Source organism: Streptomyces sp. NPDC054863 (assembly GCF_053610825.1).
This window is the reverse complement of the sequence record NZ_JBSGZD010000095.1, coordinates 1-20,286: the sequence shown is the minus strand read 5'-3', so window position 1 is coordinate 20,286 and position 20,286 is coordinate 1. Positions and strand designations below refer to the sequence as shown.

The window sequence follows — 20,286 nt, the reverse complement described above, 5'->3', positions numbered from 1 at the left end:
CGTGTGTCTTCAACCCCGTGGTCGCGAAGCTAGGGTGTGGGGCTGAGATGGTCAGCGACAACTGTGGGGCAGCCCGTGCGTGAATATCTGTTGACGCTCTGCGTCACGGCCGCGGTGACGTATCTGCTGACGGGCCCGGTGCGGAAGTTCGCCATCGCGGCCGGAGCGATGCCTGAGATCCGCGCCCGTGACGTCCACCGGGAGCCGACACCGCGGCTCGGCGGGATCGCCATGTTCGGCGGTCTGTGCGCGGGACTGCTGGTGGCGGACCACCTGGCGAGCCTCAACGGGGTCTTCGAGCTCTCCAACGAGCCGCGCGCACTGCTCTCCGGAGCAGCCGTGATCTGGCTGATCGGCGTCCTTGACGACAAGTTCGAGATCGACGCCCTGATCAAGCTGGGCGGCCAGTTCATCGCCGCGGGAGTCATGGTCATGCAGGGCCTCACCGTCCTGTACCTGCCGATCCCCGGTGTCGGCTCGGTCTCGCTGACCCAGTGGCAGGGCAACCTGCTGACCGTCGCCCTGGTCGTCATCACCATCAACGCGGTGAACTTCGTGGACGGCCTGGACGGGCTCGCGGCCGGCATGGTCTGCATCGCCACGGCCGCGTTCTTCCTGTACTCGTACCGCATGTGGTTCCGGTACGGGATCGAGGAAGCGGCCCCCGCGACGCTGTTCGCGGCGATCCTGATGGGCATGTGCCTGGGCTTCCTGCCGCACAACATGCATCCGGCCCGCATCTTCATGGGCGATTCCGGCTCGATGCTCATCGGTCTCGTCCTCGCCGCCGGGGCGATCTCCATCACGGGGCAGGTCGACCCGGACGCACTCAAGCTCTTCGTCGGCGGCGAGCGCAACGCCACCCACGCGATGCTGCCGGTCTTCATCCCGCTGCTGCTGCCGCTGACGATCATCGCGATCCCGTTCGCGGACCTGATCCTGGCGATCGTGCGGCGCACCTGGCAGGGCAAGTCGCCGTTCGCCGCCGACCGGGGGCATCTGCACCACCGGCTCCTTGAGATCGGGCACTCGCACAGCAGGGCGGTGCTGATCATGTACTTCTGGTCGGCGCTGATCGCGTTCGGCATGGTCGCCTACTCGGTGGCCAAGGAGAGCATGTGGTTCGTGCTGCTGGTCGTCGCGCTGAGCGCCCTGGGTCTCCTGCTCCTGCTGCTGCCGCGGTTCACGCCGCGTACGCCGCGCTGGATGGAGGCGTTCGTTCCGCCCCGCTACCGGCGTCGGCGGACCCAGGTGGTGGCAGCCTCGGGGGCGGCCTCCCCTGACGGGCGCACGGCGCACGAAGCAGAGGGAACAGCGGGGGACGAAAGCGACGAAGGGGACCGCTCCCCGGTCCCGGCCGGCGTCAACGGGGCGACAGCGGTGGGCACCCGTTCGCGTTTCAACTGATGCGCTCGCATTGACGATTGTCTCAATGCGGACCATTACCAGACAAAGCGATGACGGTCACTGCACACACGGGCGGACTCACTCTCATGTGTGACAGCAACCACACTTTCTGGGTAAAGACTGCATCAAATAGTTTGTGATACGGTTCACGAGACCCGGCGACAGAGCCGAAGGACCTCGGTGCGACGGTCCATCGGCCCCGAGGACCCTTCTCGATCCGGGCTTACGCTCGTCCATGACGACACCCACTGCCCCCACCAAGCAAAGCGGAGCTGCCGCCATGCCGTCCAACGACGTCCGGACACTCCTCCGAACCGCTGTACCTTCCGCTGCCGTCGGCGTCCTCGCCGTCGCGATCAGCGCGGTGGTCGGCGGCGGCGAGGCAGCGCTCGGAGCACTCGTGGGAGCGGCGGTCGCGATCGTTTTCATGGGGGGTGGGCTGGTGGCACTCCAGCGCACCGCGAAGCGGTTGCCGCAGCTCTTCCAGGCCATGGGGCTCCTGCTCTATGTGCTCCAACTGCTGCTGCTGTTCGTCTTCCTGGCAGTGTTCAAGGACACGGAGCTGTTCGACTTCAAGGCGTTCGGTTTCACATTGCTCGCCGTCACCCTCGTGTGGATCGCCGCCCAGGCGCGCGCCTACATGAAGGCCAAGATTCTTTACGTCGACGACGCCTCCGCCAAGGACGAAAAGTCCCAGAAGAGCGGGTCGTCGTCGTGAAGGGTAGGGCCGGGATAAATGGCCGTTCGAGATCCTGCTATCGTCCGGTGCCAACTGCGGCACTGCGGGCGCGGGCATCCGAGCTGACGCCTGTCCCAGCGCGAGGCTCGATGCCGAACCGCCCCGCCCAGCTTTCCAAGACCACCAGTCCAGTGCCGACCCGCGGCTTCCTGCCGCGCCGACACAACGAGGTTGCCGTACCTATGCGCCACGCTGAAGGAGCCCGCGGTGAGTGCTGACACAACGCTTGCCTTTGATGCGAGCTGCCACATTTTCTCCGGATGCGGGTTCCCGGCTCCGGGCCTCCACACCTTCCTGTACAAGCCGATGTTCGAGGTGGCGGGCTTCGAGTTCACGAAGCCGATGCTGCTCGCACTTCTCAGCACGCTCGTGATCGTCGCCTTCTTCTGGGCGGCCTTCAACAAGCCGAAGCTGGTGCCCGGCAAGGTCCAGATGATCGGTGAGGCCGGGTACGACTTCGTACGCCGCGGCATCGTGTACGAGATCATCGGCAAGAAGGACGGCGAGAAGTACGTCCCGCTGATGGTGTCGCTGTTCTTCTTCGTCTGGATGATGAACGTCTGGTCGATCATCCCGCTGGCACAGTTCCCGGTCCCGTCGCTGATCGCCTTCCCGGCGGCTCTCGCGCTGATCGTGTACGTGCTCTGGGTCGGCCTGACCTTCAAGAAGCACGGCTGGACCGGCGCCTGGAAGAACATCACCGGCTACGACAAGTCGCTCGGCTGGGTCCTGCCGCTCGTCGTCGTCATCGAGTTCTTCTCGAACCTGATCATCCGGCCTTTCACCCACGCGGTGCGACTGTTCGCGAACATGTTCGCCGGTCACCTGCTGATCGTGATGTTCACGCTGGCCTCCTGGTACCTGATGAACGGGATCGGTATCGCCTACGGCACCGTCTCCTTCCTCATGGTGCTGGTGATGACGGTCTTCGAGCTCTTCATCCAGGCCGTTCAGGCTTACGTCTTCGTGCTCCTGGCCTCCAGCTACATCCAGGGCGCACTCGCCAAGGGCCACTGAGCCAGTACCGCTCGGCAGGCCCCGCCCCCAGAACCAACAGACGTCCGGTGGCCAACCCCCACCGGTCCGTGAAAGAGAAGGAAGTAACGGCATGTCCGCTGCTCTCGAGCTTGTCAACCTTGCCGCCAAGGACACCGTCTCCGGCAACGTCTCGGCCATCGGCTACGGCCTCGCCGCGATCGGCCCCGGCGTCGGCGTCGGCATCATCTTCGGTAACGGCACCCAGGCCCTCGCGCGTCAGCCCGAGGCCGCCGGCCTGATCCGCACCAACCAGATCATGGGCTTCGCCTTCTGTGAGGCTCTCGCCCTCATCGGCATCGTCATGGGCTTCGTCTACCAGTAAGCCCGGACCGACAGCCAACTACCTTTCACGGAAGGCACTGATGTGAACGCTCTGTTCCTTGCGGCGGCTGAGGAGCCTCAGAATCCTCTGGTCCCGCATCTCGACGAGCTGGTCATCGGTCTGATCGCCTTCGTCATCGTCTTCGGCTTCCTCGCCAAGAAGCTCCTCCCGAACATCAACAAGGTTCTGGAAGAGCGCCGCGAGGCCATCGAAGGCGGTATCGAGAAGGCCGATGAGGCCCGGATCGAAGCCGAGAGCGTCCTGGAGCAGTACAAGGCTCAGCTCGCCGAGGCCCGCCACGAGGCCGCGCGCCTGCGCCAGGAGGCGCTGGAGCAGGGCACTGCGCTCAAGGAAGACCTGCGCGCAGAGGGCCAGCGGCAGCGTGAGGAAATCATCGCTGCCGGCCACGCCCAGATCGAGGCCGACCGCAAGCAGGCTGCCCTGACGCTGCGTCAGGACGTCGGCAAGCTCGCCACCGACCTGGCAGGCAAGCTCGTCGGCGAGTCCCTTGAGGACTCCGCCCGCCAGGGCCGCACCATCGACCGTTTCCTCAACGAGCTTGAGGAGAAGGCCGAGGCGGCCCGATGAACGGCGCGAGCCGCGAGGCACTGGGCAACGCCCGGGACAGCCTCGACGCGCTGACGGACACCAGCTCCGTCGACGCGACGAAGCTGGCCGGCGACCTGTCCGCCGTCACCGCGCTGCTCCACCGTGAGGTCTCGCTGCGCCGGGTCCTGACCGACCCGTCGCAGCCCGGTGAGGCCAAGGCCGAACTGGCCGGACGGCTGCTCACCGGTCAGGTGGACGGCCCCGCCGTCGACCTGGTCAAGGGCATGGTCCGGTCCCGCTGGTCGCAGTCCCGCGACCTGGTCGACACGCTGGAGGAGCTGGCGAACACCGCCGACTTCACCGCCGCGCAGCAGGCCGGGACGCTCGACAACGTCGAGGACGAACTGTTCCGCTTCGGCCGGATCGTTTCGTCCAACACGGGTCTGCGTTCCGCGCTCACCGACAAGTCGGCCTCCGCCGCCGCCAAGAGCGAGCTGCTCCGCAGCCTGCTCGGGGGCAGGGCCGAGACGGTCACCGAGCGTCTGGTCGTACGCCTTGTGACGCAGCCGCGTGGACGTAGCCTGGAAGCGGGACTCGAGTCCCTCTCCAAGCTCGCCGCGGAGCGTCGCAGCCGGATGGTCGCGGAGGTCGCCTCCGCGGTCCCGCTGACCGACCGGCAGAAGCAGCGCCTCGGCGCGGCCCTGGCGAAGATCTACGGCCGCGAGATGCACCTGAACCTCGACGTGGACCCCGCGGTCCTCGGTGGGATCCAGGTCCGCGTCGGCGACGAGTTCATCAACGGGACCATCGCGGAGCGCCTCGACGAGGCAACCCGTCGCATGGCCGGCTGACGCCAGCACACCGAACTGAAGCAACGCAGTAAAAGCATCGCAGCACCACGCATTGCCAGCGGCCCGGTTGGGCCGCAGAGGATTCCTGGGGGCCGACCCCAGACCCCTAGAAAACTTCGGGCCCAACAAGGAGAGCAGGGAACCCAGATGGCGGAGCTCACGATCCGGCCGGAGGAGATCCGGGACGCACTGGAGAACTTCGTCCAGTCGTACCAGCCGGACGCGGCCTCTCGCGAGGAGGTCGGAACTGTCAGCGTTGCCGGCGACGGCATCGCGAAGATCGAGGGACTTCCCTCGGCCATGGCGAACGAGCTGCTGAAGTTCGAGGACGGAACTCTCGGTCTCGCGCTCAACCTCGAAGAGCGCGAAATCGGCGCCGTCGTCCTCGGCGAGTTCAGCGGAATCGAGGAGGGCCAGCCGGTGCAGCGCACCGGTGAGGTGCTCTCCGTCGGCGTCGGCGAGGGTTACCTCGGCCGCGTCGTCGACCCGCTCGGCAACCCGATCGACGGACTCGGCGAGATCGAGACCGAAGGCCGCCGCGCCCTGGAGCTGCAGGCTCCTGGCGTCATGGTCCGCAAGTCGGTGCACGAGCCGATGCAGACCGGCTACAAGGCGATCGACGCGATGGTCCCGGTCGGCCGCGGTCAGCGTCAGCTGATCATCGGCGACCGCCAGACCGGCAAGACCGCGCTGGCCGTCGACACGATCATCAACCAGCGTGACAACTGGCGCTCGGGCGACGTGAACAAGCAGGTGCGCTGCATCTACGTCGCCATCGGTCAGAAGGGCTCCACCATCGCCTCCGTGCGTGGTGCGCTCCAGGAGGCCGGCGCGCTTGAGTACACGACGATCGTCGCCGCCCCCGCGTCCGACCCGGCCGGCTTCAAGTACCTGGCGCCGTACACCGGTTCGGCCATCGGCCAGCACTGGATGTACGCCGGCAAGCACGTCCTGATCATCTTCGACGACCTGTCGAAGCAGGCCGACGCCTACCGCGCCGTGTCGCTGCTGCTGCGCCGTCCGCCGGGCCGCGAGGCCTACCCGGGCGACGTCTTCTACTTGCACTCGCGTCTCCTTGAGCGTTGCGCGAAGCTGTCGGACGACATGGGCGCCGGTTCGATGACGGGTCTGCCGATCGTCGAGACCAAGGCGAACGACGTGTCGGCGTTCATTCCGACCAACGTCATCTCCATCACCGACGGCCAGTGCTTCCTGGAGTCCGACCTGTTCAACGCGGGCCAGCGCCCGGCGCTGAACGTCGGTATCTCGGTCTCCCGCGTCGGTGGCTCCGCCCAGCACAAGGCCATGAAGCAGGTTTCCGGCCGACTGCGTCTGGACCTCGCCCAGTACCGCGAGCTGGAGGCGTTCGCCGCCTTCGGTTCCGACCTGGACGCGGCCTCCAAGTCGTCGCTGGAGCGCGGCAAGCGCCTGGTCGAGCTGCTGAAGCAGGGCCAGTACCAGCCGATGCCGGTCGAGGAGCAGGTTGTCTCCGTCTGGGCCGGTACCACCGGCAAGATGGACGAGGTCCCGGTCGAGGACATCCGCCGCTTCGAGAACGAGCTGCTGGACTACCTGCGCCGCGAGCGCAAGGAGCTCCTCACCTCGATCGCCGACGGCGGCAAGATGAACGACGACACGCTCCAGTCCATCGCCGACGCGATCACCACGTTCAAGGGGCGGTTCGAGACCTCGGACGGCAAGTCCCTGGGCGAGGACGCACCGGCCGTCAACGTCTCCAAGTGACGACGGAAGGGACCTGACTCATGGGAGCGCAGCTCCGGGTCTACAAGCGTCGCATCCGATCCGTCACCGCGACCAAGAAGATCACCAAGGCGATGGAGATGATCGCCGCGGCCCGCATCGTCAAGGCTCAGCGCCAGGTGACGGCTTCCATGCCGTACGCCAGTGAACTGAACCGCGCGGTGACGGCGGTGGCGACCGGATCCAACACGAAGCACCCGCTGACGACCGAGGTCGAGGCCCCGACCCGGGCCGCGATCCTGCTCATCACGAGCGACCGCGGCCTGGCCGGCGGTTACTCCTCCAACGCCCTCAAGGCGGCGGAGAAGCTCACCGAGCGGCTGCGCGGCGACGGCAAGGAGGTCGACACCTACATCGTCGGCCGCAAGGGTGTCGCCTACTACGGGTTCCGCGAGCGCAAGGTCGCGGACTCGTGGACCGGCTTCACCGACAGCCCCACCTACGCGGACGCCAAGCGTGTCGCAGGCCCGATCATCGAGGCCGTCACCACGGAGACGGCCGAGGGCGGCGTCGACGAACTGCACATCGTCTTCACGGAATTCGTGTCGATGATGACGCAGAACCCGGTCGAGAACCGGATGCTGCCGCTCTCGCTCGACAAGGTCCAGAAGGAGGAGGGCACGAAGGACGAGATCCTTCCGCTCTTCGACTTCGAGCCCTCGGCGGAGGACGTCCTGGACGCCCTGCTGCCGCGATACGTCGAAAGCCGTATCTACAACGCACTGCTTCAGTCCGCCGCTTCCGAGCACGCCGCCCGTCGTCGTGCGATGAAGTCGGCGACCGACAACGCCGGGGACCTCATCAAGAGCCTCTCCCGGCTTGCCAACGCGGCCCGCCAGGCCGAAATCACCCAGGAAATCAGCGAGATCGTCGGTGGCTCCAGCGCCCTCGCCGACGCGAACGCGGGGAGTGACAAGTAATGACGACCACTGTGGAGACGGCCGCCGCCACGGGCCGTGTTGCCCGTGTCATCGGCCCTGTCGTCGACGTGGAGTTCCCCGTCGACGCCATGCCGGAGATCTACAACGCCCTCAAGGTCCAGGTCGCAGACCCGGCCGAGGACGGCAAGCTCAAGACGCTGACCCTGGAAGTCGCCCTGCACCTGGGTGACGGCCTGGTCCGTGCGATCTCGATGCAGCCCACCGACGGCCTGGTCCGCCAGGCCCCGGTGACCGACACCGGCGAGGGCATCACCGTCCCCGTCGGCGAGATCACCAAGGGCAAGGTGTTCAACACCCTCGGCGAGATCCTGAACAAGCCGGAGGCCAACGCCGAGGTGACCGAGCGGTGGCCCATCCACCGCAAGGCCCCGTCGTTCGACCAGCTTGAGTCGAAGACCGAGATGTTCGAGACCGGCGTCAAGGTCATCGACCTTCTCACCCCGTACGTCAAGGGTGGAAAGATCGGTCTGTTCGGTGGTGCCGGTGTCGGCAAGACCGTGCTGATCCAGGAAATGATCTACCGCGTGGCCAACAACCACGACGGTGTGTCGGTGTTCGCCGGTGTCGGTGAGCGCACCCGTGAGGGCAACGACCTCATCGAGGAAATGGCCGAGTCCGGCGTCATCGACAAGACGGCGCTTGTCTTCGGTCAGATGGACGAGCCGCCGGGCACGCGTCTTCGCGTCGCGCTCTCGGGTCTGACCATGGCGGAGTACTTCCGCGATGTGCAGAAGCAGGACGTGCTCTTCTTCATCGACAACATCTTCCGCTACACGCAGGCGGGTTCCGAGGTCTCCACGCTCCTCGGCCGCATGCCGTCCGCGGTGGGTTACCAGCCGAACCTGGCCGACGAGATGGGTCTCCTCCAGGAGCGCATCACGTCGACCCGTGGTCACTCGATCACCTCGATGCAGGCGATCTACGTCCCCGCGGACGACCTGACCGACCCGGCGCCGGCCACCACCTTCGCCCACCTGGACGCGACGACCGTGCTGTCGCGCCCGATCTCGGAGAAGGGCATCTACCCCGCGGTGGACCCGCTCGACTCCACGTCGCGCATCCTGGACCCCCGCTACATCGCGGCGGACCACTACGCGACGGCCATGCGTGTCAAGGGGATCCTCCAGAAGTACAAGGACCTCCAGGACATCATCGCGATCCTCGGTATCGACGAGCTGGGCGAAGAGGACAAGCTCGTTGTCCACCGTGCCCGTCGCGTCGAGCGCTTCCTGTCGCAGAACACCCACGTCGCCAAGCAGTTCACCGGCGTGGACGGTTCGGACGTACCGCTGGAAGAGTCGATCCGCGCGTTCAACGCGATCTGCGACGGGGACTACGACCACTTCCCCGAGCAGGCGTTCTTCCTGTGCGGTGGCATTGAGGACCTCAAGGCCAACGCCAAGGAGCTCGGCGTCAGCTGACGCCGGTTCCCCAGCAGTTCCGTACGTGTGAGAGGGGCGGGCCAGCCCCGCCCCTCTCCCGTACACCCCCTAGACTTTGACCCAACACCCGGCAGCACTGCCGGGTGGTGACCCGAGGAGCCACCCTTGGCTGCTGAGCTGCACGTCGAGCTGGTCGCTGCGGACCGTAACGTCTGGTCCGGCGAGGCCACCCTGGTCGTCGCGCGCACCACGTCCGGCGACATCGGCGTCATGCCCGGTCACCAGCCGCTTCTGGGTGTGCTGGAATCGGGCCCGGTGACCATCCGTACGAGTGAGGGCGGCACTGTCGTCGCCGCCGTGCACGGCGGTTTCATCTCGTTCGCCGACAACAAGCTGTCTCTGCTCGCGGAGATCGCCGAGCTGGCCGACGAGATCGACACCGCGCGTGCGGAGCGGGCGCTGGAAGCCGCGAAGGCGGCGGACGATTCCGCGGCCGAGCGCCGTGCCGACGTCCGCCTGCGTGCGGTGGCGGGACACTGAGTCCCGCCTCACGACGCGTGAATTAACCTCAGCCGCGGCTCGTACTGGATACTTCCAGGACGGGTCGCGGCTGAGGCGATGCGGAAGCTTTTGATGCTGCGTGGTTCTGGTTTTTTCCCGGCGGTAATGGATGAGGCGAGGAGGTCGTAGGAGATGATCCTCGCTCTGCTTGTGTGCGGCTCTGTCGTCCTGCTGGTGCTGGTGGGACTCTTCGTCTTCGGACTGCGCAGGAGACTGATCCAGCGCTCCGGCGGCACCTTCGACTGTTCGCTGCGCTGGGACACCACCGAGGAGCTGGACACGTCCGGCAAGGGGTGGGTGTACGGCGTGGCCCGCTACAGCGGCGACCGGATCGCCTGGTTCCGGGTCTTCTCGTACTCGCCGAAACCGCGCCGCGTCCTGGAGCGCTCGGCCATCGAGGTCGTCACGCGCCGCCCTCCCCAGGGCGAGGAAGAGCTGGCGCTGCTGTCCGACGCGCACATCCTCGGCTGTGTCCACCGCGGTACGCGCCTTGAGCTGGCGATGAGCGAGGACGCCCTGACCGGCTTCCTGGCGTGGCTTGAGGCGGCGCCGCCCGGCCAACGAGTCAATGTGGCGTAGTACCGCCGCAGACCTGTGAAAGCCGGAGGAGGCGGGGGCGGACCCGTCTCCTCCGGCTTCTCCCATGGGGGGCCGGTGCTTTCGGTGCCTACTTCAGGCCGCTGTCGATCGCCGTGACCAGCTCGCCGTTGGCGGTGTCACCGCTGAACTCCCAGAAGAACGCGCCTCCCAGGCCCTGCGACTTCGACCACGCCATCTTGGAGTTGATCGTCGCCGGGGTGTCGAAGCTCCACCAGTTGGTGCCGCAGTGGGCGTAGGCGGTGCCGGCGACCGTGCCGTTCGAGGGACAGCTGTTCTTGAGGACCTTGTAGTCCTCGATGCCCTGCTCGTACGTTCCGGCTGCCGGGCCCGTGGCGGTGCCGCCCGGCTCCTTCTGGGTGACGCCGGTCCAGCCGCGGCCGTAGAAGCCGATGCCGAGCAGCAGCTTCTTGGCGGGGATGCCCTTGGCCTTCAGCTTGGCGATGGCCTCCGACGAGCTGAAGCCCTGCTTCGGGATGCCGGTGTAGGGGGTGAGCGGGGAGTGCGGGGCGGTCGGGCCCTTCGCGTCCCAGGCGCCGAAGAAGTCGTACGTCATCACGTTGTACCAGTCCATGGACTTGGCGGCGGTGGCGTAGTCGGCGAGGTCGAGCTTGCCGCCGTCCGAGCCGTCGGCGGAGATGGCCGCGGTGACCAGGTTGTTCGCGCCGAACCTGGTGCGCAGCGCGGAGGCCAGGTTGCCGAGGGCGGCCGGGCCGCTGGTGTCGCAGGTCAGACCGCAGGCGTTGGGGTACTCCCAGTCGATGTCGATGCCGTCGAAGACGTCCGCCCAGCGGGGGTCCTCGACCAGCTTGTAGCAGGAGTCGGCGAACGCGGCCGGGTTCTGGGCCGCCTGGCCGAAGCCGCCGGACCAGGTCCAGCCGCCGAAGGACCAGATCACCTTGATGTGCGGGTACTTGGCCTTGAGCTTGCGGAGCTGGTTGAAGCTGCCGCGCAGGGGCTGGTCCCAGGTGTCGGCGACGCCGTCCACGGCCTGGTCGGCGCTGTACGCCTTGTCGTAGTCGGCGAAGGCGTCACCGATGGTGCACTTGCCGCCCTGGACGTTGCCGAAGGCGTAGTTGATGTGCGTGATCTTGGCGGCCGAGCCGGACGTCACGAGGTTCTTGACGTGGTAGTTGCGGCCGTAGACACCCCAGTTGGCGAAGTAGCCCAGCTTGACCTGGTCACCGGGGCCCGGGCCCGGGTCGGTGCCGCCGCCAGTGGTCTTGACCGCGACGGACGCGCTGGCCGGGCCGGTCTGGTCGGCGGTGTCGCGGGCCTGGATCGCGTACGAGTAACTGGTGCCCTTGGTGAGGGAGGTGTCGGTGTACGTGAGGCCGGTGACGGTGGCGACCTTGGCGCCGTCGCGCAGGACGTCGTAGTTCTTGATGCCCTTGTCGTCGGTGGCCGCGGTCCAGGTCAGCTTGGCCGAGGTGTCGGTGACGCCGCTCGCGACCGGGGTGCCGGGGGCGCTGGGGGCGGCGTCGCCCGGCTGTGAACCACCGTCGCAGGAAGCTCCGTTGAGCTTGCAGCCCGACGGGTTGCCCGAGCCGGTGCCGTTGAAGCCGAAGGTGACGGACGCGCCCGGGGTCAGGGTGCCGTTCCAGGAGAGGTTCTTGGCGGTGACGTGGTTGCCCGAGGTGGTCAGCGTGGCGTCCCAGGCGGAGCCCGCCTTGGTCCCGGTGGGGAAGTCCCACTCCACGGTCCAGGAACTCAGGGTGGTGGTGCCGGTGTTCTTGACGGTCCACGAGCCTTCGAAGCCCGTGCCCCAGTCCGACTTCTTGGTGTACGTCGCGGTCGCCGCGGGGGCTGCCTCTGCGGGGGAGGCCAGGCCGACCATCGCGGCGAGGGGAAGGGCGAGTGCGGTGAGCGTTGCCGCGATGCGGGTTCTGTAGCGCGGTCTTTGGGGGGTTGCAGTACTCAAGGGATGCTCCCGAGGAGGTCCGACATGACGGGGGTGGGACCTGCGCCGCCTGGTGAGCACGCCCCTGAGGGGGAGGCAATGCATGGCGTGCTCACCACTGCAGTGCGGTGAGCGTGCCAAGGTCTGGACCAATCGTCAAGAGGTCTGGACCAGAGAAGGTAATTGCCCGTTTCTGATCTGTTCAGATGCCCAACTCCTGTGCAAGGACGGCTGCTTGTACCCTGCTGCGCAGCCCGAGCTTGCCCAGGAGACGGCTCACATGTGTCTTGACGGTGGCCTCCGCCATGTCGAGCCGGACCGCGATCTCCGCGTTGGAGAGCCCCTCGCCGAGCCGGGCCAGCACCTCGCGTTCGCGCCGGGTCAGAGGGTCCAGCACGGACAGGTCGGGCGCGTCCTCGCGGTGTACGGCCGAGGGTGCGGCGAACTCGGCGATCAGCCGGCGGGTCACGGCCGGCGAGATCAGCCCCTCGCCGCGCGCCACGGTCCTCACCGCCTCCAGCAGGTCCTTGGCCTCGGTGTTCTTGAGCAGGAAGCCCGAGGCGCCCGCGCGCAGGGCCCCGAAGACGTACTCGTCGAGGTCGAAGGTGGTCAGCACGAGGACGTCGGCGAGCCGCTCCGCGACGACCTGCTTCGTCGCCGACACCCCGTCGAGTCTCGGCATCTGTATGTCCATGAGCACGAGGTCGGGGCGCAGCTCGCGGGCGAGACGGACCGCCTCCTCGCCGTCCGACGCCTCGCCGACGACCTCGATGTCGGGGGCGCTGCCCAGGATGAGGACCAGACCGGCCCGTACGGCCGACTGGTCCTCGGCGACCAGTACGCGGACGGGGCGGGGCGTGCTCCCCGTGCTCGCGCCCGTGCTCGTATTCGTCTGCGCGCTCGTGTGCATGTTGCTCATGTGGGGAGCTCCTCGCTCTCGTTCTCGGCGGGCAGGCGGGCCCGTACCTGCCAGGTCTTGGTGCCGTCGTCGAGAGTGGTGGGGCCCGCCTCCAGTTCGCCGTCCAGCAGGGTTACCCGCTCCTGCATGCCCACCAGTCCTGCCCCCGAGCCCGGTGCGCGCGGCCCGGGGCGCGCGCCGCCGAACGGGCTGGTCACCGACACGGTCAGGACGCTTTCCGCGTACGAGAGGGAGACGGCGACCGGGCCGGGGGAGGCGTGCTTGAGCGCGTTGGTCAAGGACTCCTGCACGATCCGGTACGCGGCCAGCTCGACCGGTGTCGGCAGCCCGAGGCCCGCCGGGCGGGCGTCGTCGAGCGCGAAGCTCAGCCCGCTGTCGGCGCCGAAGGTGCGGGACTGGGCGAGCAGAGCGTCGAGGCCGTCGAGGGTGGGGGCCGCGGTGGGCTTTCCGTCGCCGTCGCCCGCCCGCAGCAGGCCGATCAGACGGCGCATTTCGGCCAGACCCTGGACGCTGTTCTCACGGATGACGGCGAGGGCGCGGGAGGAGGTCTCGGGGGTGTCGATGGAGAGGGCGGCGGTGGAATGGATCGCGATCGCCGAGAGGTGGTTGGCCACCATGTCGTGCAACTCCCGTGCCATCCGCGCCCGTTCGGCCGTGACCGCCTGCGCGCGGTCCATCTCGGCGAGCAGTGAGGTCTGTTCGGCGCGCAGCCGGGCGGCGACGGCGGCCTGCCGGTGGTTGCGGAGGATGGAACCGGTGAGGGCGGGGGCGAAACTGACCAGTCCGACGACCATGCCGATCAGCAGGGCGTCCGGCTTGCGGAACCAGGCGAGGAATCCGACGGTGGCCACCAGGGTGACGAGCCCGGTGGTGACCGGGATGCGGCGGGCCGACCGGGGGGTGCCGTAGACCACGGCCGCGTACACGAGGTCCGCGAACATGACGAGCGTGGCGAGGTTGCCCTGGGTGAACTGGTCGGCGATCACCCCGAGCGTGCCGACTGCGAGGGCGAACCGGGGGGCGCTCCTGCGCACCAGCTCCAGGGTGGCCAGTACGCACAGGGGAACGAGGGCCATCCAGCCGGGGAGGCCCAGGCGGTTGCCCTGGCTGTGCAGGCCGAGGAACCAGAGCAGCAGCCCGCCGAGCAGGCTGATCACCGAGAGGAGCACGTCGTCCCGGTGCGGCTGGAGGAGCGGGTGGCGGAGGCGGGGCACGTACTCCATCCAACACGTCCGGCGGCCGGACGGCCTCCGCACGCGGGCGGAAACAGGACTGCATCCTTCGGTGTAGTGCGGCTTCGCCCTTGACGACGATGTCCGGGGGAGTGGGGCGGGTGACGATGGAGGTGTGCTCGGGAGGGGCTCCGGGTGTGTTCCGGGAGGTGCTCCGGGTGTGCTTACGGGAGGAGTCGCGTCGTGATCGTCGCGCTGGTCATAGCTTGTGAAGTCGGTTTCTGGGTCCTGCTGTTGGTGGGCCTCTCGCTGCGGTACCTGGCGAAGATGCCACGGCTCGGGGCGGCGGTGCTCCTGTGCGAGCCACTGCTGGAGGTCGTGCTCTTCGTGGCCACCGCGATCGACCTGAGGAACGGGGCCGTGCCGGACTGGAAGCACGGGCTCGCGGCGGCGTACATCGGTTTCACGGTGGCGCTGGGGCACCGGACGATCCGGTGGATCGACGTACGGTTCGCGCACCGGTTCGCGGGCGGTCCGCCGCCGGTGCAGCCGCCCCGGTACGGGATGGCGCGGGCGGCGCACGAGTGGAAGTCGGCGGCGCGGTGGATCCTGGCGTGCGCGATCGCGGCCGGGCTGCTGCAGGGGGCGGTCTGGTACGTGGGGGACGCGGGAGACGTGTCGTCCCTGCGGGACTGGCAGTTCAAGATGGGGTTCGTGGTGGTGATCAACTTGATCATCGCGGGGAGCTACACGCTGTTCCCGAAGAAGGGGCCGGGGCCGCTGGAGCCGGTGGACCGGGAGCGGGAGTTCACCAAGCGGTGAGGTGAGACATTTCAGCCCGTCCGGCGTTTGAGGACGCGCGGCCGGAGTCCGGGCACGGGGCGCAGCCCCGGACATCGGCCCCCACCGGGGCGAGCTGTGACGCCCGCCCCGCCGGGAGGCTACCTCTCGCCGCCCGGTACCCACAGGACGTCGCCGACCGACTTGTTCGCGGTCCGGGCCAGGATGAAGAGCAGGTCGGACAGGCGGTTCAGGTACGTCGCCGTGAGCGGGTTCATCGACTCGCCGTGGACCTCGAACGCCGCCCAGGTGGACCGCTCCGCCCGCCGCACCACCGTGCACGCCTGGTGGAGGAGCGCCGCACCCGGCGTCCCCGCCGGGAGGATGAAGGAGCGGAGCTTCTCCAGCTCCTCCAGGTAGGCGTCACAGTCGGATTCGAGCTTGTCGATGTACGACTGCTCCACCCGCAGCGGCGGGTACTTCGGGTCCTCGACGACGGGCGTCGAAAGGTCCGCACCCACGTCGAAGAGGTCGTTCTGGATGCGGGTGAGGACCTTGACCACGCCCTCGTCCAGGTTGCCCAGGGCGATCGCGGTGCCGATCACCGCGTTCGCCTCGTTGGCGTCCGCGTACGCCGAGATCCGCAGATCGGTCTTGGCGGTGCGGCTCATGTCGCCCAGCGCCGTGCTGCCCTGGTCGCCGGTACGGGTGTAGATGCGCGTCAGATTGACCATGCCCAGAGCGTAACCACTGCGCCCGAGGACGTGCCGGAGCCGGTCGCCGGCGCGGGCCGGCCGAAGGGTCCGGGGACGCTCTGGTCCTGCTCGACGAGGCCGAGGGGCTGTTGAGCCGGAAGGTGCTCAACTACGCGGTCCGCGACGCCGGGTGACGCCCGCCACTTCGTATCAGTGTGATGTCCGTCATCTGAGACGTGACGCGCATCTCTTCGCCGCCCCAGCGGCCTCTTCCGGCGATAACCTCCGCCACAGGACAACAAGTATGTGACAGCACGCAGTAGTCAAAGGGAGTCGCAGTGGCCAGGAAGCTTGCCGTCATCGGGGCCGGTCTCATGGGATCGGGCATCGCCCAGGTCTCGGCGCAGGCGGGCTGGGACGTGGTCCTCCGCGACGTCACGGACGCGGCGCTGACCCGCGGCACCGACGGCATCAAGGCCAGTTACGACAGGTTCGTGGCCAAGGGGAAGCTGTCGGCCGAGGACGCGGAGGCGGCGCTCGGACGCATCACGACCACGACCGACCTGGACGCCGTCGCCGACGTGGACATCGTCGTCGAGGCCGTCTTCGAGAAGCTGGAGATCAAGCACGAGATCTTCCGCACCCTCGACAAGCTCGTACGGGAGGACGCCGTCCTCGCGTCGAACACCTCCGCCATCCCGATCACGAAGATCGCGGCCGTGACGGAGCGTCCGGAGCGGGTCGTCGGCGCGCACTTCTTCTCGCCGGTCCCGATGATGCAGTTGTGCGAGCTCGTACGCGGGTACAAGACGAGTGACGAGACCCTCGCCACCACGCGGGAGTTCGCCGAGTCCGTCGGCAAGACCTGCATCGTCGTCAACCGCGACGTCGCCGGCTTCGTGACGACCCGTCTCATCTCGGCGCTCGTCGTCGAGGCGGCCAAGCTGTACGAGTCGGGCGTGGCCAGCGCCGAGGACATCGACATCGCCTGCAAGCTGGGCTTCGGCCACGCCATGGGACCGCTCGCCACCGCCGACCTGACCGGCGTCGACATCCTGCTGCACGCCACCAGCAACATCTACACCGAGTCCCAGGACGAGAAGTTCGCACCGCCGGAGCTGATGCGGCGCATGGTCGACGCCGGGGACATCGGCCGCAAGAGCGGACAGGGCTTCTACAAGCACTGAGTCGTTCTAGGAGCGCTGAACCGTTCTACGCGACCGAGGCCTGCCGGGCACCGCACTCACCCCTGCGGGTGAATTCGGTATCGATTCGCTTACAGACGGCAACTTCTCTGCCCCTGCGGCAGTCAGTTGATGGAAAGAAATAAGAAGAGACGGAGACGAAGACGTCTGACGTCACCGACAAGCACTCTCGGGGAGCGCACATGCACATCAGGGGCGATCACGTCGAGCTGGTCGTCGGGGGCCGCCTCGACGTCCGGAGCGCGGCGGACGCCCGTACGGTCCTGCACTCGGCCGTCGACGACGGCACCGGAGACCTGGTGCTCGACCTGACCGAGCTGGACTCGTGGGACGCCACCGGACTCGGCGTCATCATGGGCGCGCACCGGCGGGCCGGGCGGTGCGGGCGCCGGCTGGTGCTGCGCGGCGTGCCGCCGCAGATGCAGCGGCTGCTCGTGGCGACCCGGCTGCACCGGATCCTGGCGATCGAGGGCGGACTCGCTGCGGACTCGCTGCCGCGGGTCTGACCCTCCGGTCCGAGTCCGTCCGGCCCTGCCGCCCGTCCGGGACGACCGCCCGTCCGCCGTGTCACGTAAGGGCCGTCGAGGGCCGCAATCCTCACACGACTGTGACGTCCCGGAGCTCCCAGGACCCCTGACGCTCATAGATAATGTGCGAAGGTCTAGGGTTCGGTCGCCTGCCGCTTGACGAGCCCACGCAATGGATGCACCCACGTCGGCGGGCACCGGACCAGAAGCGACAGCGAGCGTGTGAAAGGCCGGGAGGGGCAGTCAGCACGCAACGCATCTGGGGGGCTTGACCATGGACCCGATGAACCGGGGACCCGAAGAGTACGGCCAGGACAACATCCGCAACCACGACGAGCGGGATCAGCCGGGCGGCGCGCGGGAGCGCGACCCGATGACCCGCGACCTGGGACAGGGCTCCGGTGAGCACAGCGCTTCGCCGTCGCTCGCCCGCACCGTGCAGTTCACTTCCGGCGACTTCCTGCTGACCGTCAACCCGGTCGACGGAAGCGAGATCGAACCCTGCCCGCCCGGCGAGCGCCCTCAGGCGCCCGTCCGGCACCCGGCGGCCGACCGCGCCGAGCTGGCGCGCGCCGCCAGGCCGCCGCTGCCGCCGGGCCCGGCCGGGCCCGAACTGCCGCTCCTGGAGCGGCAGGAAGAGCGCGAGCGGCTGGTGGGAATGCTGTCCCGCGGCCGTTCCGTACGGCTGGTGGGATCCGCGGGGTCGGGGCGCAGCGCACTGCTCGACGCCGTCGCCGCCGACTGCGCGGACCTCGCACCCGACGGCGTCGTCCGGCTGTCCGGCCACCGGCGTACGACGTCGGAGCTGCTGCAGGACCTGTTCGCGGCCGTCTTCCGGGCGCCGCTGCACCGGCCCGACCGCGACGAGCTGCTGCGCCACGTCCACGACATCGGCGCCGTCGTCGTCCTGGACGACCTGGAGTTCGGCGGCGCGGTGCTCGAAGAGATGCTCGCCGCGACGCCCGAGTGCGCCTTCCTGCTCGCCACGACGCCCGACGTCGCGGCTGCGTCGCCGGAGTCGCACGTCGAGGAGGTGCTGCTCGGCGGGCTCGGGCGGGGCTCCTCGCTGGAGCTCCTGGAGCGGGCCGTGAGCCGGCCGCTCACCGACGAGGAGGCGAACTGGGCGGGGGACCTCTGGTTCGAGTCGGAGGGTCTGCCGCTGCGCTTCGTACAGGCCGGGGCGCTGCTGCGGCAGCGCGACGTGCTGCGCGCCGACCCGGGCGCCTTCGACGAGTACGGGTACTTCACCGAGGCCCCGCTCGACGCGCCCTTCGACGCCGCCGACGGGCACGACGTACCGCTGCCCACTCTCGCGGAGGGCACCGCCCCGGTCGCGCCGCTGGCCGCCAGACTCAGCGGGTCCGCGCGGGCCACGCTGCGGTTCGCGCTGGCGCTCGGCGGCGAGGTGCCGCACCAGGCACACCTGCCGGCACTGGTCGGCGACACCCACGCGGACGCCGCGCTGGGCGAGCTCGTCGCGAGCGGGCTGCTCTCGCCGTCCGGCACGCACTACCGGCTGGCCGCCGGGGTCGCCGTACAGCTGGAGAACGCGGGATACGGCGAGGACGCGGCCGCCCAGGCGCTGAACGCCGCCCAGCACTACGCCTGGTGGGCCGGGCACCCCTCGGTGACGCCGGAGCGGATCTCCGCCGAGTCGGACGCCGTCCTCGCGGCCCTCGCGGCGCTGGTGCCGGGCACGGAGGCGGGGCACCCGAGCGCCGCCGTGCTCCTGGCCCGTACCGCCGCACCCGCCTTCGCGGCGGGCATGCAGTGGGGCGCCTGGGAGCGCTCGCTGCGGACGGGCGCCGAGGCGGCCCGGATCGCCGGTGAGGTGGCCGAAGAGGCCTACTTCCACCACGAGTTGGGGATTCTCGCACTCTGCGCGGGTCAACTGGACCGTGCGCGTGCGGAGTTGGAGACCTCGATCGGGCTGCGCGGTGCGCTCGCCGACCGGCGCGGCACCGTCGCCGCCCGGCGGGCCCTCGCACTCGTCACGGACCGCAGCAGTACGGGGCCGGTGGGGCCGCCGATCGTGGCGGCCGTGCCCTCGGGCGGCGGGGCCTTCTCGCGCTCGCCCTTCGACACCCCGCGCAACCCCTTCGAGTCGGACCGTCCCTCGGCGGGCGAGGAGATGCCCGCCGCGCGGTACGAGGAGTCGGCGTCGCCGCCCGCCGGTGTGCCCGCCCCGCCCGTCATGGGTGAACTCCCGGACTCCGAAGGGCCGTTGGTGATCGGCCGCAGCCCGTCGGCCGCCGCGGGCGGTCCGCCGTCGCGCCGCTCGATGCTCAGCGGCGCCCGGCGCAACCTGGTCGCGGCCGGAGCGGGCGCACTGCTCGTCGCCGTCCTGGGCACCGTGGTGACCCTCGGGGCGACCGGCAACCCGGAAGGCCCCGCGGACAAGATCGTCCCCGGGCAGTCCGCCAACGAGGACTCGGGCAAGGGCGGCATCGACGCCGACAAGGCCGACGGTTCCCAGGGCAACGGCTCCGACGGTTCCGGCGACGAGGGATCCGGTCAACCGGGCCTCCCCGCCGCCGACTCCACCAGCCGGGGCAAGGACACCCCGGCCCCGAGCGGTACGGCGGGCCGGCCGACGGACCCGTCCACCACGCCGACCGACCCGTCCACGAAGCCGACGGACCCGCCGACGAAGCCGACCGACCCGCCGACCAGGCCGACGGACCCGCCGACGAAGCCGACCGATCCGCCCACGAAGCCGACGGACCCGCCGACGAAGCCGACCGACCCGCCGACCACGCCCAAGCCGGATCCGACGACACCCAAGCCGGACCCGCCGACGTCTCCCGACAAGCCCCCGGCGACGTCCCCGGACAAGCCGCCGACCTCGCCCGACAAGCCCCCGGCGACCTCGGACGAGCCGCCGACCTCGCCGTCGTCGACGCTCGCGTAGGGCCGCGTACGCACGCAGCACTGTGGCGG

19 protein-coding genes are annotated in these 20,286 nt (G+C 69.0%); 15 read left to right on the top strand and 4 right to left on the bottom strand.

Going from position 1 to position 20,286, the window contains the following annotated elements; all coding sequences use genetic code 11:
- Nucleotides 1-75 precede the first annotated feature (75 nt).
- From ACWGIG_RS18850 to ACWGIG_RS18800, 11 genes are all read left to right on the top strand, one after another.
- Complete coding sequence (locus tag ACWGIG_RS18850; protein ID WP_453322741.1) at nucleotides 76-1,407, top strand: MraY family glycosyltransferase; 1,332 nt, start codon at nucleotides 76-78, stop codon at nucleotides 1,405-1,407.
- A 280-nt stretch (nucleotides 1,408-1,687) separates the two neighbouring features.
- Nucleotides 1,688-2,125 carry a hypothetical protein gene (locus tag ACWGIG_RS18845; RefSeq protein WP_453322750.1) on the top strand — a complete coding sequence of 146 codons (438 nt, stop codon included), beginning with the start codon at nucleotides 1,688-1,690 and terminating at the stop codon, nucleotides 2,123-2,125.
- Nucleotides 2,126-2,353: 228 nt separating this feature from the next.
- Nucleotides 2,354-3,163: a F0F1 ATP synthase subunit A gene (gene atpB / locus ACWGIG_RS18840; protein WP_453322740.1), complete on the top strand. Its 810-nt coding sequence runs from the start codon at nucleotides 2,354-2,356 to the stop codon at nucleotides 3,161-3,163.
- A 91-nt stretch (nucleotides 3,164-3,254) separates the two neighbouring features.
- A complete protein-coding gene (gene atpE / locus ACWGIG_RS18835) occupies nucleotides 3,255-3,506 on the top strand; it encodes an ATP synthase F0 subunit C (RefSeq protein ID WP_345228403.1) in 252 nt (83 codons plus the stop codon).
- A gap of 42 nt (nucleotides 3,507-3,548) precedes the next feature.
- The gene (locus tag ACWGIG_RS18830) at nucleotides 3,549-4,094 is read left to right on the top strand and encodes a F0F1 ATP synthase subunit B (protein ID WP_362421438.1); all 546 of its coding nucleotides are present in this window, start codon (nucleotides 3,549-3,551) and stop codon (nucleotides 4,092-4,094) included.
- Nucleotides 4,091-4,906, top strand: a complete 816-nt coding sequence (locus ACWGIG_RS18825) for a F0F1 ATP synthase subunit delta (RefSeq protein ID WP_453322739.1) — start codon at nucleotides 4,091-4,093, stop codon at nucleotides 4,904-4,906. The genes ACWGIG_RS18830 and ACWGIG_RS18825 overlap by 4 nt, the downstream gene beginning before the upstream one ends.
- A 147-nt stretch (nucleotides 4,907-5,053) precedes the next feature.
- A complete protein-coding gene (gene atpA, locus ACWGIG_RS18820; protein ID WP_362421433.1) occupies nucleotides 5,054-6,649 on the top strand; it encodes a F0F1 ATP synthase subunit alpha in 1,596 nt (531 codons plus the stop codon).
- A 20-nt stretch (nucleotides 6,650-6,669) separates the two neighbouring features.
- Nucleotides 6,670-7,587: a F0F1 ATP synthase subunit gamma gene (locus tag ACWGIG_RS18815; protein WP_453322738.1), complete on the top strand. Its 918-nt coding sequence runs from the start codon at nucleotides 6,670-6,672 to the stop codon at nucleotides 7,585-7,587.
- Nucleotides 7,587-9,029: a F0F1 ATP synthase subunit beta gene (gene atpD / locus ACWGIG_RS18810; protein ID WP_399436875.1), complete on the top strand. Its 1,443-nt coding sequence runs from the start codon at nucleotides 7,587-7,589 to the stop codon at nucleotides 9,027-9,029. The genes ACWGIG_RS18815 and atpD overlap by 1 nt, the downstream gene beginning before the upstream one ends.
- Before the next feature lie 126 nt (nucleotides 9,030-9,155).
- Entirely contained in the window at nucleotides 9,156-9,530 is a 375-nt protein-coding gene (locus ACWGIG_RS18805) for a F0F1 ATP synthase subunit epsilon (RefSeq protein WP_345228397.1), read from the top strand.
- A 153-nt stretch (nucleotides 9,531-9,683) separates the two neighbouring features.
- Nucleotides 9,684-10,130 (top strand): DUF2550 domain-containing protein, encoded by a 447-nt coding sequence (locus ACWGIG_RS18800; protein WP_453322737.1) that lies wholly within the window; start codon nucleotides 9,684-9,686, stop codon nucleotides 10,128-10,130.
- Between the two features lie 88 nt (nucleotides 10,131-10,218).
- Here the strand turns inward: ACWGIG_RS18800 and ACWGIG_RS18795 are convergent, their stop codons facing one another.
- The 3 genes from ACWGIG_RS18795 to ACWGIG_RS18785 form a co-directional block, all read right to left on the bottom strand.
- On the bottom strand, nucleotides 10,219-12,069 hold the full coding sequence (locus tag ACWGIG_RS18795) for a glycosyl hydrolase family 18 protein (protein WP_453322736.1): 1,851 nt from the start codon (nucleotides 12,067-12,069) through the stop codon (nucleotides 10,219-10,221).
- 181 nt (nucleotides 12,070-12,250) lie between these two features.
- A complete protein-coding gene (locus ACWGIG_RS18790; protein ID WP_453322749.1) occupies nucleotides 12,251-12,958 on the bottom strand; it encodes a response regulator in 708 nt (235 codons plus the stop codon).
- Nucleotides 12,959-12,963: 5 nt separating this feature from the next.
- Nucleotides 12,964-14,190, bottom strand: coding sequence for a sensor histidine kinase (locus ACWGIG_RS18785; RefSeq protein WP_453322735.1), 1,227 nt, complete (start codon nucleotides 14,188-14,190; stop codon nucleotides 12,964-12,966).
- A gap of 192 nt (nucleotides 14,191-14,382) precedes the next feature.
- Here ACWGIG_RS18785 and ACWGIG_RS18780 point away from each other — a divergent pair, with 192 nt between their 5' ends.
- Nucleotides 14,383-14,961: a hypothetical protein gene (locus tag ACWGIG_RS18780; RefSeq protein WP_453322734.1), complete on the top strand. Its 579-nt coding sequence runs from the start codon at nucleotides 14,383-14,385 to the stop codon at nucleotides 14,959-14,961.
- 119 nt (nucleotides 14,962-15,080) lie between these two features.
- Here the strand turns inward: ACWGIG_RS18780 and ACWGIG_RS18775 are convergent, their stop codons facing one another.
- Complete coding sequence (locus ACWGIG_RS18775; protein ID WP_453322733.1) at nucleotides 15,081-15,653, bottom strand: cob(I)yrinic acid a,c-diamide adenosyltransferase; 573 nt, start codon at nucleotides 15,651-15,653, stop codon at nucleotides 15,081-15,083.
- A gap of 299 nt (nucleotides 15,654-15,952) precedes the next feature.
- Here ACWGIG_RS18775 and ACWGIG_RS18770 point away from each other — a divergent pair, with 299 nt between their 5' ends.
- From ACWGIG_RS18770 to ACWGIG_RS18760, 3 genes are all read left to right on the top strand, one after another.
- Nucleotides 15,953-16,801, top strand: coding sequence for a 3-hydroxyacyl-CoA dehydrogenase family protein (locus ACWGIG_RS18770; protein WP_453322732.1), 849 nt, complete (start codon nucleotides 15,953-15,955; stop codon nucleotides 16,799-16,801).
- A 200-nt stretch (nucleotides 16,802-17,001) separates the two neighbouring features.
- Nucleotides 17,002-17,325 (top strand): STAS domain-containing protein, encoded by a 324-nt coding sequence (locus ACWGIG_RS18765; protein WP_453322731.1) that lies wholly within the window; start codon nucleotides 17,002-17,004, stop codon nucleotides 17,323-17,325.
- Nucleotides 17,326-17,620: 295 nt separating this feature from the next.
- On the top strand, nucleotides 17,621-20,257 hold the full coding sequence (locus ACWGIG_RS18760; RefSeq protein ID WP_453322730.1) for an ATP-binding protein: 2,637 nt from the start codon (nucleotides 17,621-17,623) through the stop codon (nucleotides 20,255-20,257).
- Nucleotides 20,258-20,286 lie beyond the last annotated feature (29 nt).